The sequence below is a fragment of the Thalassolituus hydrocarboniclasticus genome (assembly GCF_025345565.1).
GTDB classification, from domain to species: domain Bacteria; phylum Pseudomonadota; class Gammaproteobacteria; order Pseudomonadales; family Oceanobacteraceae; genus Venatoribacter; species Venatoribacter hydrocarboniclasticus.
In genome coordinates this window covers 3,931,600-3,945,625 of record NZ_CP054475.1, presented here as the reverse complement: position 1 = coordinate 3,945,625, position 14,026 = coordinate 3,931,600, and the positions used below count along the sequence as shown (strand labels likewise).

Annotated in this window: 16 protein-coding genes; 10 read left to right on the top strand and 6 right to left on the bottom strand. The window is 56.8% G+C overall.

What is annotated here, in order from left to right; translation table 11 throughout:
- Positions 1-341 precede the first annotated feature (341 nt).
- Complete coding sequence (locus HUF19_RS17745) at positions 342-1,157, top strand: hypothetical protein (RefSeq protein WP_260997824.1); 816 nt, start codon at positions 342-344, stop codon at positions 1,155-1,157.
- Here the strand turns inward: HUF19_RS17745 and trmH are convergent.
- The gene (gene trmH, locus HUF19_RS17740) at positions 1,121-1,804 is read right to left on the bottom strand and encodes a tRNA (guanosine(18)-2'-O)-methyltransferase TrmH (protein WP_260997823.1); all 684 of its coding nucleotides are present in this window, start codon (positions 1,802-1,804) and stop codon (positions 1,121-1,123) included. The genes HUF19_RS17745 and trmH overlap by 37 nt on opposite strands.
- Before the next feature lie 117 nt (positions 1,805-1,921).
- Here trmH and cysZ point away from each other — a divergent pair, with 117 nt between their 5' ends.
- Together cysZ and HUF19_RS17730 are read left to right on the top strand one after the other, a co-directional pair.
- On the top strand, positions 1,922-2,734 hold the full coding sequence (gene cysZ, locus HUF19_RS17735) for a sulfate transporter CysZ (protein WP_260997822.1): 813 nt from the start codon (positions 1,922-1,924) through the stop codon (positions 2,732-2,734).
- The gene (locus tag HUF19_RS17730; RefSeq protein ID WP_260997821.1) at positions 2,706-3,644 is read left to right on the top strand and encodes a response regulator; all 939 of its coding nucleotides are present in this window, start codon (positions 2,706-2,708) and stop codon (positions 3,642-3,644) included. The genes cysZ and HUF19_RS17730 overlap by 29 nt, the downstream gene beginning before the upstream one ends.
- On the opposite strand, the gene phoR is transcribed toward HUF19_RS17730, so the two are convergent.
- The 4 genes from phoR to HUF19_RS17710 form a co-directional block, all read right to left on the bottom strand.
- Positions 3,581-4,978: a phosphate regulon sensor histidine kinase PhoR gene (phoR, locus tag HUF19_RS17725; RefSeq protein WP_260997820.1), complete on the bottom strand. Its 1,398-nt coding sequence runs from the start codon at positions 4,976-4,978 to the stop codon at positions 3,581-3,583. The two genes, HUF19_RS17730 and phoR, sit on opposite strands and share 64 nt — an antisense overlap.
- 5 nt (positions 4,979-4,983) lie before the next feature.
- A complete protein-coding gene (gene phoB / locus HUF19_RS17720) occupies positions 4,984-5,682 on the bottom strand; it encodes a phosphate regulon transcriptional regulator PhoB (RefSeq protein ID WP_260997819.1) in 699 nt (232 codons plus the stop codon).
- 158 nt (positions 5,683-5,840) lie between these two features.
- Entirely contained in the window at positions 5,841-6,740 is a 900-nt protein-coding gene (gene ubiA, locus HUF19_RS17715) for a 4-hydroxybenzoate octaprenyltransferase (protein WP_260997818.1), read from the bottom strand.
- A gap of 36 nt (positions 6,741-6,776) precedes the next feature.
- Positions 6,777-7,343 (bottom strand): chorismate--pyruvate lyase family protein, encoded by a 567-nt coding sequence (locus tag HUF19_RS17710; protein WP_260997817.1) that lies wholly within the window; start codon positions 7,341-7,343, stop codon positions 6,777-6,779.
- Positions 7,344-7,552: 209 nt separating this feature from the next.
- Here HUF19_RS17710 and HUF19_RS17705 point away from each other — a divergent pair, with 209 nt between their 5' ends.
- The 7 genes from HUF19_RS17705 (at position 7,553) to HUF19_RS17675 (ending at position 12,489) form a co-directional block, all read left to right on the top strand.
- Entirely contained in the window at positions 7,553-7,717 is a 165-nt protein-coding gene (locus HUF19_RS17705; protein WP_145467535.1) for a rubredoxin, read from the top strand.
- Between the two features lie 77 nt (positions 7,718-7,794).
- Complete coding sequence (locus HUF19_RS17700; protein WP_260997816.1) at positions 7,795-8,952, top strand: FAD-dependent oxidoreductase; 1,158 nt, start codon at positions 7,795-7,797, stop codon at positions 8,950-8,952.
- Positions 8,953-9,046: 94 nt separating this feature from the next.
- Positions 9,047-9,319, top strand: coding sequence for an HU family DNA-binding protein (locus HUF19_RS17695; RefSeq protein WP_145467539.1), 273 nt, complete (start codon positions 9,047-9,049; stop codon positions 9,317-9,319).
- A complete protein-coding gene (locus tag HUF19_RS17690; RefSeq protein WP_366516562.1) occupies positions 9,316-9,900 on the top strand; it encodes a DUF1415 domain-containing protein in 585 nt (194 codons plus the stop codon). The genes HUF19_RS17695 and HUF19_RS17690 overlap by 4 nt, the downstream gene beginning before the upstream one ends.
- Positions 9,901-9,935: 35 nt before the next feature.
- Entirely contained in the window at positions 9,936-10,307 is a 372-nt protein-coding gene (locus tag HUF19_RS17685) for an SCP2 sterol-binding domain-containing protein (RefSeq protein WP_260997815.1), read from the top strand.
- Positions 10,308-10,390: 83 nt separating this feature from the next.
- Positions 10,391-11,686: a dicarboxylate/amino acid:cation symporter gene (locus HUF19_RS17680; RefSeq protein ID WP_260997814.1), complete on the top strand. Its 1,296-nt coding sequence runs from the start codon at positions 10,391-10,393 to the stop codon at positions 11,684-11,686.
- A 2-nt stretch (positions 11,687-11,688) separates the two neighbouring features.
- The gene (locus tag HUF19_RS17675; protein ID WP_260997813.1) at positions 11,689-12,489 is read left to right on the top strand and encodes a hypothetical protein; all 801 of its coding nucleotides are present in this window, start codon (positions 11,689-11,691) and stop codon (positions 12,487-12,489) included.
- A gap of 64 nt (positions 12,490-12,553) precedes the next feature.
- On the opposite strand, the gene HUF19_RS17670 is transcribed toward HUF19_RS17675, so the two are convergent.
- Positions 12,554-13,948 (bottom strand): HDOD domain-containing protein, encoded by a 1,395-nt coding sequence (locus HUF19_RS17670; protein ID WP_145467549.1) that lies wholly within the window; start codon positions 13,946-13,948, stop codon positions 12,554-12,556.
- Positions 13,949-14,026 lie beyond the last annotated feature (78 nt).

Genomic DNA, 14,026 nt, shown 5'->3' with positions numbered 1-14,026 from the left:
TCATCCCTGACCAGCGATCCTTCGCCGACAACTCTATCCGTGATTGCAATCCCTAGCGGTATCTTCCTGATCACTGCCATCCCGGCAGTGCGTTCGTCCTTGTGGAATTAAAGATAGCAGAATCGACCTTCTGGGATAGCCCAGGTTTTCTATACTGTGGTTAATCAGAGATAGCGTGTTTTTATAAAGTTCTTATAAATCAATGTCTTACATTTTTTCTGTGTCGTTTCTTCCGTCACATCCAGTGCTTTTTACCCAGATGTCGCACTGTCTTGTGAGATATATCGCACAAAGGGGTGGGCGTTTATCTGTCGACGGTTCTTCAGGAGTCATGCGTTTTTATGAGTAATGCTGTTCGTTTGCCGCCGGAACTGGTGTATCTGCCTTTAGGAGAAGAGGCGATTCCGTTGCTGAAGCGTGGATTTATTCCATTATTACCGGCGACAGCCAGTGGACTGCCCTGGTTATTGCCGCCGCCGGCACAGGCTGCACAGGTGCGTATTTCGGCGGAAGATTATCTGTCGCATATGCATGCCGAATATGAACGCCTGCCAGAGAACCTGCGCAGCCTGATCAGCCGCGATGACTTTCTGCGTCAGGCGGAGAGCAAGCGTGCAGATATAGAAGCAGCATTGGTTGCCCAGCGTAAAGCGCGGGCAGAAGAGGATATCGGCAAGCCTGAGGACTGGTTGCTGCAACGTTTTTTCAGTGATCCCTATTGCCCGCTGGCCTGGTCTTACGGAGCCGGTTTCAGTGGTATCTGGTTGGGGATCGACCCACAGTACTGGCCGGATACATTATTCCGCCCGGTCAGTTATCAGCTTCAGCGTGCCCCGCGACTGCCCGACAGTCTGTGCTGTGATCCGCCGCATCAGGCGATACTGGCGGAACAGCGTCTGATCTGCGCGCGCGAGTCTGTGGATAAGTCCATTCAGGTTGGTCAGCAGCGCCAGTGGCTGTTACGACTGCCACCCAAAGCACTGCGCATGGTTTTGCTGGGTGCACAGATTCCGCGCCGTTTTGAGCAGGGCCTGCTGCAGTTCTGGCAGCAGGATTTCCGCTATCAGCGCATCCCTTTGGCGCAGATGCGGTTCAATAACCGTGATCTGAACTGGGAGTATCAGCTGCGGCCGTTGACCAGAGCAGAAAATCCCTGAGGGTCCACCAGTTCTCCGTCCTCTCCCAGCTCCGGGTAGGGCAGCTTATATTTGTGGCAGAGCTTGGTGATAACCGGCTGGCACCATTCAAACAGCAGGCGCTGGTAGGTTTCTTCATCCAGACGGTTTTCGTCAAACAATCCGGCTGCCTGACGCTGGCGCTGGGCTTCGCTGAGGATGATTGCCGCAGCGACTGAAACATTAAAAGACTGCACCATGCCCTGCATCGGAATGATCAGATGCTCGTCGGCCAGTTCGGCGGCTTGTTCGCTTATCCCTTCTTTCTCATTACCGAGCATCAGTGCGGTTGGCCGGGTGAAGTCGTAATCGCGGAAGTCGACGGCGCGGTCGCTGAAGTGGGCGGCGCAGACGGTAAAGCCCTGCTCCTGCAGGTGTTCTATGGCGGTATCAATAGAAGGGTGGGTTTGTACATCGACCCAGGTGCCCGCTCCGGCGGTCTGATTGCGGCGCAGGCGGTACTGATCTCCGGGCCAGACACAATGGACTTCGGGTACCGCAAAGGCATCGCAGGTACGGACGATGGCCGACAGGTTGCGGTCTTTATGCACCTCGTCGGTCAGTACGGTTAAATCGGGTTGGCGCAGGCTCAGGGTTTGATGAATTCTCTCCAGACGTTGCGGCGTCACGGGCACGGTTCTCCGGGTAAATTGGCCGCTTTTAACAGTCAGCAGCACGGGTTGTTGGGTGGTTATTCAAAGGGATGCATTGTATAAAAGCGCCCGGATTGATGCACGGAGCTATCTATGAACGGCAACCCATTTCTTGGCTGGCATTACTTATGGCAGGGCTTCCTCTCGTTACGCGAGCCGGGTCTGCGCCGCTTTGTCGCCTTGCCATTACTGCTGAATATCGTCGTTATGAGTGCCGCCAGCTGGTGGGGCGGACAAAAACTGAATGGCTGGATTGAATCCCTGCTGGCCTGGCTGCCGGGTTGGCTGGAGTGGCTGGAGTGGCTGTACTGGTTACTGATGCCACTGGCACTGCTGACCATGCTGCTGGTGATGGCGTATTTCTTCAGCACTCTGCTGGTAACGCTGGGCAGCCCGCTGAATGGCTTGCTGAGTGAGCAGGTTGAGCGCCGTGCCGGTATCGTACTGCCGGAAGAGCCTGTGCTGAAGATGATCCGCCGCACCTTTGGCCGCGAGCTGACCAAGCTGGGTTATCTGTTGCCGCGTTACCTGCTGTTGCTGGTGCTGAGTTTTATTCCCGGCCTGAATCTGGCCAGCCCGTTACTGTGGTTCTGGTTCGGCAGCTGGGTGGTGGCGCTGCAGTACATCGATTATTCCTTTGATAATCATGGCCGCAGTTTTGCCGAGATGCGTAAAGCCATGGCTGGTGACAACCTCACCGTGCTGAGTTTTGGCGCGGTGGTGGCCTTTCTGATGATGATTCCGCTGGTGAACTGGTTTGTGATGCCGGCGGCGGTGATCGGTGCAACCCGCCTGCGTCTTGAGCGGTTGGGGCAGCCGGGCAATGTCGGCGGATTCGGCTATGCTGAAGGGGATACCCACAGGCAAAGGTTAGCCGATGGCAGCACTGAACATTCTGGTCGTTGATGACGCAGCATTTATCCGCGATCTGGTAAAAAAAGCAGTCCGTGACACTTACCCGGGCTGCGAATTGCATGAAGCTGTCGATGGCCGCAAGGCCATCAGCATCATGAACGGTAAAAGCATCAATCTGGTGTTATGCGACTGGGAAATGCCGGAAGTTTCCGGCATTGAGGTGCTGCAGTGGATGCGCGCCGATGAGCGCTACAAAAAAGTCCCCTTTATGATGATCACCAGCCGTGGCGAACGCGATCACGTGCTGAAAGCCGTGGAGGCCGGTGTATCGGAATATATCGGCAAGCCTTTCACGCGTGAAAATTTCGTCGGCAAGCTGGCCAAGCTGGTCTACAAACATCTGAAAATCCGCCCGAATCAGGGCGAAAGTAAAGCGGCTACCGGTAATGGCTCTGCTGATGTGCTGGGCGCTGCCAGCGTTGGTGGAGCAGCCAAAGTGGCGGGCGGAGATATGGGCGGCGCATCCGTGCTGATGGGCGCAACGCCTAAAGCCATGGCTGAACCGAAAACCGTTGCTGCTGCTGATCTGGGCGGCGCATCGGTATTAATGGGTGAGCAGGCTGCTCCGGCCCGTAAAAGTGCTGCCAAGGCCCGCGGTCTGGCCAGTGTACGTTTTGGCTCGGGTGGCAGCGCCAAGCTGGTGATTAAAGATATCAGCCTGCAGGAGCTGATCGGCGTCTTCCGTCGCGAGGGGCCGTTACCGGCTTTGCTGGAGCAGGTCGTGCTGGATATTGTTGATCAGGACAGCGGCGATGTTGCCCGTATTAACGGTTATGTGCGCATGATGCAGGCGCAGGAGCCGCACCCGGATGCACAGACCATTCAGATGCTGATCCGCTATGTTGATGACGACCCGGAAAAGCTGGCAACACTGTCCCGCTTTATCGCCAAAGTGCGCTGAGCCGTCGGCGTCCCGGTCAGGTCTGCGGGCTGTTTGGCTGGCTCGCAGCTAATCAGCTTTTGTGGTTTGAAATGGCAGGTAAAACAGCTGCCTTTACCCGGCTCGCTTTCGATCAGCAACTCCCCTTCATGGCGTAACAGCACATGTTTGACGATGGCCAGGCCCAGTCCGGTACCGCCGGTGGCTTTGTTGCGGCTTGGGTCGGCGCGATAAAAACGCTCGGTCAGGCGTGGTAAATGATGCGCCTCAATGCCGCTGCCATTATCGCGCACCGCAAAGAAGGCGCCGTCATTGTTGCAGTACCAGCTTAACTCCACTTTGCCGCCATCCGGCGTGTATTTCACCGCGTTGAACACCAGATTAGAGAAAGCACTGCGCAGTTCGTCGGCGTAGCCCAGTAACTGTGCCGGGCAGTCGATGCTGAGACGGATATCGTGGCCGCGCTCATGGCTCAGCGCCCGGGCATCAGCGGCAATGCTGGCCAGCAGCGGTTCAATCGCCACCGCCTGTGGCTGTTCCTGCTGGGTGGTTTCCAGCCGTGACAGCATCAGCAGATCTTTGATTAACGCCTCCATACGCGCGCTCTGCTCGCTCATCTGCGCCAGCATACGTCCCCAGCGTGGCGGCAGCTGATCGCTGACACTGGCCATGGTTTCGACGTAACCGGATACCACGGTCAGTGGCGTACGTAATTCGTGGCTGACGTTGGCAACAAAGTCTTTGCGCATCTGCTCCAGTTGCTTCAGGCGGGTAATGTCATGCACGACCAGCAGCCGGTCTTTACGGCCAAACTGGGTAATGTTGAATTGCAGATGAATGCGGCTGTTAACCGGTGACTTTATCTCCAGCGGCTCGTCATATTCGCCGTGATTAAAGTAGTCGTTAAAAGCCGGGTTGCGGATCAGGTTGGTAATGGGCTGGCCGACATCGACCGGCGCCCGCAGTCCGAGAAATTTGCTGGCGGCATGATTCCACCATTCCAGGTTGCCGTGGCTGTCGACCATCAGTACGGCATCCTGCAGGGCGGCAGTGGAATCCTGAATGCGGTTGATGATGGCCTGCAGTTTCTGCTGATGCTTGCTGCTGCGTTGCTGCAGCCTCTGGGTTTCGCTGAAAACCGCGCCCCAGACACCGACGGTGCGTGGCAGTGGCGTACTCTGGCCCTGTTGCAACCAGTGCTGCAGGCGTGACAGTTGCAGCCATTGCCAGGCGGTATAGCCGCCCAGTGCCAGAGCAATCGCCGCACCTGGCTGGTGAAGGCTGATACCAATGCTCAGTGCGAGCAGCAGCAGATAGCACAGACGGCGCAATTCCCTGCGCCAGACCGGGCTCATCGGCTTCAGGACGCTTTGGTCGAGAAGCGGTAGCCGGTTCCGCGAACGGTCTGAATCAGATGTTCGTGGGATTCACCCAAGGCTTTGCGCAGGCGGCGGATATGCACATCAACCGTACGTTCCTCGACATACACGTTGCCGCCCCACACCTGATCCAGCAGCTGAGCGCGAGAATAGGCACGCTCCTGATGGGTCATAAAGAACTGCAGCAGACGGTATTCAGTCGGGCCGATATCAATCGGGCTGCTGTGTGAGGTTACGCGGTGGCAGACCGGATCGAGCATCAGGCCACCGACATCGATAGGCTCTTCAATGCCCTGTGGTGTGGCGCGGCGCAGCACGGCTTTCAGGCGTGCGACCAGTTCACGCGGGGAAAAGGGTTTGGTGATGTAATCATCCGCACCGGCTTCCAGCCCCTGTACTTTGTTGTCTTCTTCGCCTTTGGCGGTGAGCATAATAATTGGCAGCTCGGCGGTCAGATCATCCCGTTTCAGGCGGCGCGCAAACTCCACGCCGCTGGTGCCGGGCAGCATCCAGTCGAGCAAAATCATATCTGGTTTATTATCGACGATATGAGCATGAGCCTCCTGAACGCTGGCGGCTTCCATACACTCGTAGCCTGCCATTTCCAGGGCGACCGCGATCATCTCGCGGATTGGCGCTTCATCATCGACGATTAATACCGTCTTGCCTGCTTTAGTCATAGTTGTCGTCACGCAAGTGTCACAATCCCGTATTGCGCTGGTATTACACTGGCGCAATGTTACAGGGATGTGACAACTGACTCAGTAACGACTGATTAGCGGAACTTTCTGCACATTCTGTGCGGAGGTGGCCGGAGAATGCCTGAGCAGAACGCGCTTCAGGCGAGCAGGTAATGGCCTGCGAAGCCGGCCCAGATAATCAGGCCAAACCAGTAACTCTGGCGGAAAGCCGTAAAGCAGACGTCACGGCCGCGTGAACGGATCTGCCATAACTGCGAAGCAAAAAATAGCGCCCCGCACAGCAGACCGACATAAAACGGCCAGCTCAGCGCCAGCTGATTTCCGGCCGCCAGCAGGCAGAACAGCGTCATGCCCTGCAGCAGACCGATCATCGCCAGATCCAGTTCGGCGAACAGCACCGCAGTAGATTTGATGCCGATCTTCAGGTCGTCATCGCGGTCGACCATGGCATACATAGTGTCGTAAGCCACGGTCCAGCACAGGTTGGCGATATACAACAGCCAGGCAACGGCCGGAATGTCGTTGCTCTGCGCGGCAAAGGCCATCGGAATGGCACAGGAATAAGCAGCACCGAGAAACACCTGCGGCAGGTGGGTGTAACGCTTCATAAAAGGGTAGAGCGACGCCAGCCCAAGGGCGGCAAACGACAGCATAATGGTGAAGGTATTGGTCAGCAGCACCAGCAGGAAAGCCAGCAGCACCAGTACCGCGAAGCCGGTCAGCGCCTGTTTGCTGGTCATGCGGCCGGTCGCCAGCGGCCGGTCGGCGGTGCGCTTTACGTGGCCGTCGACCTTGCGGTCGGCAAAGTCATTGATGATGCAGCCGGCGGAGCGCATCAGAAACACACCGGCGGTGAAAATCAGCAACAGATTCAGGTCGGGTACGCCAGCCGCGGCAATCCATAACGCCCACAGCGTTGGTCCGAGCAGCAGGTAAGAACCGATCGGGCGGTCGAGACGGGTAATGGCAATCCAGTCCTGCCAGCGTCCCCAGCGGGATGGCCAGTAACGATCAAGCTGTTGGGATAATGCGGACATAACAGTTCTTCTTCTTGCCGGGGGCAGTTCTGCCCTTCAGAGAAATTCGGTCAGGCGGCGGGAAAACGCTTCCGACACCATGAGTGGCTTACCGCGCAGGGTAAATACCGAGCGCCGCGACCATTCTAACCCCAGTGCATTGGCTTTGCAGTGGCTGACCTGCAGTGGCGTACGGCGCAGCGATGGCTGGCTGAACAGATAACTGCCCAGTGAGCGCGAGCCCAGATGCTGTAAGCGGCGCTCATTTCCCGACAATGTCGCTAATGGAATAGCGGTACGGGCGTAAACCAGAGGCACCTCGCCGAGGCGCAGAATCACTTCCCTGATCCATAACCGCTGGCTGCCGTAGAGTTTCAGTGCCTGACGCTCAACCGTGGTTGGTTCGCCGTAATACTGCGCCAGTACCTGTACATTGAAGGTGCCCGGGCGCAGGGCGCTGAGACGTGCCGTCAGCGATTGTTCGTTCAGCAACCAGTCGCGCCAGACGGGCGGCAGGGAGAACGCACGGCGCCGGTTACGGTTGGACCATGACGGAGCAGATGGATGCAGCACAGGTGCCAGAGACGGAATCGCCGGCGTATGCAGGGAGGACAATGCCTTCATGAATGGGCTCGGTGGAGACGCAGACATCCGGTAAACCGGGGATCATTTCAGGCGCGCAGGATGCGCTAAATCGGGGCGTCAGGCAAGTCCGGGCGGGCCTGGCTGGCCAAGCGCGGCTGGCAAATGCCCGGAATTGACCGTTGATTTTCCCCCGGCGGCTGAGTAGTTTTAGCGCCTTTCTGAAAATCGGTATTTTTTAAGGTAATAGTATGAAAAAGTGGCAATGTGTTGTTTGCGGCTGGATTTATGACGAAGAACTGGGCGCACCGGAAGAAGGTCTGGCACCGGGAACCCGCTGGGAAGATGTACCCGCAGACTTTATTTGTCCTGATTGCGGTGTGGGTAAAGAAGACTTTGAGATGGTAGAAATCTGATCCCCCCGTTCAATATCCGGGAAGTGCCTCCGCACTTCCTGTCCTTTTCTCACCTGTCTCCATCCGGATAAAAGTCTATGAATGAGAATACTGCCCCGATTGTAGTGATCGGAACCGGGCTGGCCGGTTATAACCTGGTCAAAGAACTGCGTAAGCTGGCGCCGCAGCAGGATATTCTGATGATTACCGCCGATGATGGCCGTAATTATTCCAAACCGATGTTATCCACAGGCTTCGGCAAGAACAAAACCGCCGATGAGCTGGCGATGGCCAGTGCCGCGGCGATGGCCGAACAGCTGAATATCGTTATCCGCCCGAATACCCGCGTTACCCATATCGACGCGGCGGCGCACAAAGTATTTATCGGCGAAGAGCCGGTTGAATACAGCAAGCTGGTGCTGGCCTGGGGTGCAGAAGTCATCCGTCCGCGCGTCGAAGGTGATGCCGGTGATCGTATTTACTCCATCAATGACCTCGAAGATTACGCCCGTTTCCGTGCCGCTGCCGATGGCAAAAAGCGGGTACTGATCATGGGTGCCGGCCTGATTGGCTGTGAATACGCCAATGACATGGCCAATGGTGGTTTTGATATCGACGTGGTGGCGCCGTGTGAGCAACTGCTGCCGTCACTGTTGCCAACGGAAGCTGCGAATGCCGTTCAGCAGGGTCTGGAAGGCATGGGTGTACGTTTCCATCTTGGCCCGCTGGTCAGCCGTATCGTGCACGATGGCGATGAGCTGAGCGCGACCCTGAGCAATGGCGAGACACTGAAAACCGACGTTGTGGTGTCTGCTATTGGTCTGCGTCCGCGTCTGGATCTGGCGATTAAAGCCGGCCTGCAGGTGAATCACGGTATCGTGGTTAACCGTCAGTTGCAGACCAGCGAGCCGGATATTTACGCGCTGGGCGACTGTGCTGAGGTCGAAGGCCGTGTGCTGCTGTATGTACTGCCGCTGATGGCTTCTGCCCGCGCGCTGGCGAAAACCCTGGCCGGCGAAGCAACCGATGTGAGCTATGGCGTGATGCCGGTCACGGTGAAAACCCCGGTCGTACCTGTGGTGGTTTCTCCGCCGGCTCCGGGCGTTTCCGGCATGTGGCAGGCAGAGTGTGACGGAGCCGATGTTCAGGCCGAGTTCCGCAACGAAAACGGCGAATTGCTCGGCTATGCTTTGACCGGAGCCAGGGTTATGAATAAAGTAGCACTCAACAAAGAGCTGCCGGCTATTCTGCCCTGACCTCTCGTTACTTCACGCTCCCCTGCTATTGGCAGGGGATAACGTACTCCCCGGGGAATCGGGGACCACTACAGCCCAATAAGGATAATCATCCATGCGTAAACCAGAACTGGCTGCGGCCATCGCTGAAAAAGCAGATCTGAGCAAAGAAAAAGCAGCAGAAGTGATCACCGTGATCACCGATCAGATTGCTAAAGCGTTGAGTGAAGGCGACTCTGTCAGCCTGATCGGTTTCGGTACTTTCGAAGTGCGTCAGCGCGCTGAACGTCAGGGTAAAAACCCTCAGACTGGTGCTCCAATCACCATCGCTGCTGCCAAAGTACCGGCATTCAAGCCTGGTAAAGGTCTGAAAGAGGCCGTGCAATAAGCACTGCAAAGCTGCTGACCCGGGAATGGGTTAAGCAGCTGGTTATCGGCGAGGGGCTCTGCCCCTTTGCCGCTCCTGTTTTTGATTCCCTGCGTATCGATGTCTGTGACAGCTCCGACCCGGAGCAGGCCACCCTGCAGTTTATGGAACTGCTGCGTGAGGTTGCCGAGGCCGATGCGGCGCAATTGCCCACCGCGTTATTTGTTGTACCTTCCTGCTTTGACGACTTTGACCTGTATTGGAACTGGCTGCTGATCTGCGACAATCTGCTGGCTCAGATGGGTTATGAAGGCGTACTGCAACTGGCCAGTTTTCATCCGCATTACCTGTTTGAAGGTGAGGATGAAGACGATATGAGCCACTTTACCAACCGCTCCCCCTACCCGATGCTGCATATTATCCGCGAGGCGGATATCGAGCAGGCGCTGGCCAGTGTCAGCCGTCCGGAACGTATTCCTGAACGTAATCGCCAGCATATGCGCCGCTTAGGCAAAGAAGGTCTTTTGCAATGTATGCCGGCTCTGGCACAATCGCGCCTCTTTCAGGATGCAGGCGACATCACCGAACAACCGGAATCCTGAGAGACTCTTTTTCTCTACCATTCCGAGGACGTGTCATGATCAAGTTCCAACTGCTGCTGTGGGCCCTGGGCCTGCTGATGAAAAAAGCGGCGCGTAAAAATCCTGATTTCCGTAAGCAACTTGAAGGCAAAGATTTTGCGTTTCAGCTTCAGACCGAAGATGGCGGTATCGTCCGTCACTATGTCGTTGCCGACAACAGCGTACGCAGCAAGCGTAAGACGCATAAAAATCCGGCCTTTACCATCAGCTTCAAAAACGCTGATACTGGTCTGCGTATCCTGACGTCGAAAGACAAAAATGCTTTTATGAAAGGCATTCAGGATAAAGACATTAAAATTGCCGGTGATCTGTCACTGGTCATGTGGTTCCAGGGTGTGAGCAAATACCTGAAACCGAAAAAAAAATAACAACATAAAAACCGCGGCACCGTCCGCGGTTTTGCTTTACCGTCCGGCTCCGGTCGCGGCGGCCCGGCCAATAGGATATCCGTATGAGCCTTACTCGTCAGATTCTGATAGCCATGACCGCTGCCATTCTGCTGGGCAGTCTGACCCAGCGTTTGCTGCTGATACCTGACCTGCTGAACGACCCTGTGTGGCAGGGGTATCTGCACTATTTCCTTGATGATTTTCTTACCCATGGGCTGTTTCTGCTGGGCGGCAAAATCTTTATTGCCAGCCTGAAGGTGCTGGTGGTGCCGCTGGTGTTTGTATCGCTGGTCTGTGGTGTCTGCCACCTGCGCGATCAGGGTTCTCTCGGTCGTCTGAGTCTGAAAACCATCGTGCTCTATCTGGCGACCACCGGTCTGGCGATTTCGCTGGCGCTGCTGCTGGCTAACTGGTGGCAACCCGGTGCCGGTGTCGATAAGAGCACAGGTGGTGATTATGTGCCGCCGGAGCCAATGGCGCTGATCGACGTGCTGGCCAATATTTTCCCCAGCAATCCGGTGCAGGCGATGGCCGAAGGTACCATGCTGCAGGTGATTGTCTTCGCCCTGCTGATCGGTGTGGCCATTGGCCGGGCCGGTGAATACGGTGAGCGCATTGGTGGGCACTTTAACGACTGGAACGAAGTGCTGATGAAGCTGGTTACGCTGCTGATGAGCTTCGCGCCCTACGGTGTGTTCTGTTTGCTGTTTACCCTGTTTGCCGAGCAGGGAATTGGTAAGGTCGGTGATCTGGCGCTTTATATGCTGACCGTCACCACTGTACTTCTGCTGCATGGCTTTGTGGTTTACCCCTTATTGCTGAAAGGCCTGTCTGGCCTGTCACCGAGAGTTTTTCTGCGTAAAATGCGCAATGTGCAGTTATTTGCCTTCAGCACCGCCTCCAGTACGGCTACGGTACCCGTTACCCTGCGTGCGGTTGAGCAACGGCTCGGGGTTAAAAATCGTGTGGCGGCGTTCTCTGTCCCGCTGGGGGCAACCATCAATATGGATGGCACGGCGATTATGCAGGGCGTGGCGACGGCCTTTATCGCCCAGGCCTATGGTTTTGATCTGACTCTGAGCCAGTATCTGCTGGTGGTACTGACCGCCATGCTGGCCTCAATCGGTACCGCCGGTGTGCCGGGGGTTGGCCTTGTTACTCTGGCGCTGGTGCTGGAACAGGTACAATTACCGGTCGAAGGGATCGCGCTGATTATCGGCGTTGACCGGATTCTCGATATGATGCGCACCGCCGTGAATGTTACCGGTGATGCTATGGTTTCGGTGGTGGTAGCCCGCAGTGAAGGGGCGCTTGACCATGACACTTACAACAACCCCAGAGCGGGAGAACAGAATTGAAGATGCAGCGTTCTATGCTGGCGGTGCTGCTGGCCAGCACAATAGCGATGCCGGCAATCAGTGCGGAGCAGGGTATTAGTGCCATCTCCATGCCGGTGGCAAACAATGCTGAAGCGGATGCTCAGCTGAGTGCCGAGGAGCTGGCAAGGCAACAGGCCGCCGAGCAGGCGCAGCAACAGCTCGAAGCCATTATCGGTGCTTCCGGTCTGCAGGGACTGGGGGAGCAGGCTCGTAATCTGGCGCAGCAGGTGCTGAATGAAACCCAGGCGCCGCTCGGTTTTCAGTACGATGTTGTCGACCGGCTGACGCCGCTGTGGGCGCCGGTTGCACTGCAGAATACTCTGGCCAGTGCACTGGCCTCTCTCGATGATCAGCAGCGTGAACTGCTGCAGAGCACGCTGAACAGCCGTCGTCTGCAGAATGCGCGCAACAAAGAACTCAGTGCCATTGCCGATCAGAACAGCCGTAACTATCAGGACTACATCAGCCGTCTGCGTCAGCAGCCGCCAGCACCTGCGCGGGTCGCGCTGATTAAACAGCTGGACGAAGCCATGCAGTTCTCGGCCTTGCTCAGCGTTACCCGCAGCAGTGTGTATCCGCAACTGCAGGCGGTGCTGCGTGACTGGCAGCCACCGGAAAACTGGCAGGCTGGCCTGCAGCGCGACGTGACGGAGTTTCTGCTTTACGTTCACCGCACCACCCCGAATGACGAACTGCAGCGACTGGCTCAGGCCTACCGTGAACCGGTACTGCAGCAATGGCTGGCGGGTGTGAAACAAAGTCTGAGCGGACAGGCTGGGTAACGCCTGCTTCTGAGCAAAAAAAAAGCCGCAATTGCGGCTTTTTTTTATACCCGGCGGCAGGCACTCAGTGATTCAGCATCTGCACCATTTCGCTCAGATCGTCCATACGTTCCAGCAGATTCACCGTTACTTCATCCACGCTGTCTGCACGCAGGTACAGCGTATCCAGCAGAAAGTCTTCCGGCTGCTCGAACGGGCCGTCACCAAAACCGTGACGGCGCAGGCTGCGGGTGGCGACATACAGCAGGCGGGCATAGTCGGCATGCTCGCCTTCGTAGTAAGGGTTGTGCTGCTGACGCATCGCCGTCACCAGTTCTTCCGGCATACGCCATTGTTGCAGCAGACAGGCGGAAATCTGTTCCCGGGTCAGGCCCAGCAAATGACGCTCAACGTAGAAGCGGTTGATATGCGGGTTCGCTTCGATATGGCGGTTAACCAGCGAAAACTGTGGCGGAAATACATGGCCCAGAATCAGGAAGCCAAAGTTATGCAGCAGGCCGCACAGGTACGCCAGCCCCTGGCTGGGACGATGACGGGCGGGCATCAGCTTGGCCAGCTCGCCGCACAGTGCCGCAGTTACCACCGCCTGCTGCCAGAAAGGAGCATAGCCATGCGGGCCCTCTTTAGGGACTGACAGGGTGCGGCCCAGTGCCAGACCCAGCGCCAGATTGATGACCAGATCGAAGCCCAGCACGCGGATCACCGCTTCTTCCACGGTTTTGATCTCGCCGCGCACGCCGTAATAAGGCGAACGCGCCCAGCTTACCACCTGTGCCGACATGCCCGGATCAAGCTCAACGGCCTGCGCCAGTGAAGTGGTATCGGCATTGGGATCAACCCGCAGTTCGATAATGCGCCGTGCGGTTTCCGGCAGCGGCGGCAGGTCGAGGGTTTCGGCCAGACGCTGTTTGATACGCAGCGGAGTGAACTGGCGGATGGCGGCATGCACATCTTCCAGATCCTGCTGCGGATCGTTGTAGTGAATGTCGGTCATCAGCGGTGCGGTATAGCTGCCGATGCGCGAGCTGGTGGTGAGGTTGCGGAATTGCTCCATCGGCACCTTCAGCCACTCGTGCCCGGCTCCTGAGACGATAAACAGCTCGTTCTGCAGTAACAGGGAATCATCGACCAGACTCTCCAGCTTGGTGACCTGTGGCAGGGCCGGAAACTCATCCAGACCGTGCTGTTTTTTCAGGCGTTCCAGCTCGGTGGCGGACAGCGCGGTAAATTGCCGGCCGAGCTGATGTGCCAGCTGATTCAGGTCGAGCATGCGGTTGCCGGGGATCACAACCTGCACCTTGCCCAGGTCGTCCTTAAGGAAGACAACATTGGCAACTTTGGCAGAGTAGGAGGCCGGTGGATTGCTTTGCATAAGGTGGAACAGCTCCTCGTCGTCGGTCAGGCTGTAATCAATGTGCCAGTCGTCCAGTACTTTCATTACGGTGGCAGGGATGGCCATGGTGAAATCCGTTTGCTGATCGTTTAGGGGTGGAGATAACTATAGACCAGCCTTCTGCATCTGCTGCGGCAGAGAGCG

Coding starts and splice junctions, on each gene's coding strand:
- HUF19_RS17745 (WP_260997824.1), top strand. CDS start 342: ATGAGTAATGCTGTTCGTTTGCCGCCGGAACTGGTGTATCTGCCTTTA.
- cysZ (WP_260997822.1), top strand. CDS start 1,922: ATGAACGGCAACCCATTTCTTGGCTGGCATTACTTATGGCAGGGCTTC.
- HUF19_RS17730 (WP_260997821.1), top strand. CDS start 2,706: ATGGCAGCACTGAACATTCTGGTCGTTGATGACGCAGCATTTATCCGC.
- phoR (WP_260997820.1), bottom strand. CDS start 4,978: ATGAGCCCGGTCTGGCGCAGGGAATTGCGCCGTCTGTGCTATCTGCTG.
- phoB (WP_260997819.1), bottom strand. CDS start 5,682: ATGACTAAAGCAGGCAAGACGGTATTAATCGTCGATGATGAAGCGCCA.
- ubiA (WP_260997818.1), bottom strand. CDS start 6,740: ATGTCCGCATTATCCCAACAGCTTGATCGTTACTGGCCATCCCGCTGG.
- HUF19_RS17710 (WP_260997817.1), bottom strand. CDS start 7,343: ATGAAGGCATTGTCCTCCCTGCATACGCCGGCGATTCCGTCTCTGGCA.
- HUF19_RS17705 (WP_145467535.1), top strand. CDS start 7,553: ATGAAAAAGTGGCAATGTGTTGTTTGCGGCTGGATTTATGACGAAGAA.
- HUF19_RS17700 (WP_260997816.1), top strand. CDS start 7,795: ATGAATGAGAATACTGCCCCGATTGTAGTGATCGGAACCGGGCTGGCC.
- HUF19_RS17695 (WP_145467539.1), top strand. CDS start 9,047: ATGCGTAAACCAGAACTGGCTGCGGCCATCGCTGAAAAAGCAGATCTG.
- HUF19_RS17685 (WP_260997815.1), top strand. CDS start 9,936: ATGATCAAGTTCCAACTGCTGCTGTGGGCCCTGGGCCTGCTGATGAAA.
- HUF19_RS17680 (WP_260997814.1), top strand. CDS start 10,391: ATGAGCCTTACTCGTCAGATTCTGATAGCCATGACCGCTGCCATTCTG.
- HUF19_RS17675 (WP_260997813.1), top strand. CDS start 11,689: ATGCAGCGTTCTATGCTGGCGGTGCTGCTGGCCAGCACAATAGCGATG.
- HUF19_RS17670 (WP_145467549.1), bottom strand. CDS start 13,948: ATGGCCATCCCTGCCACCGTAATGAAAGTACTGGACGACTGGCACATT.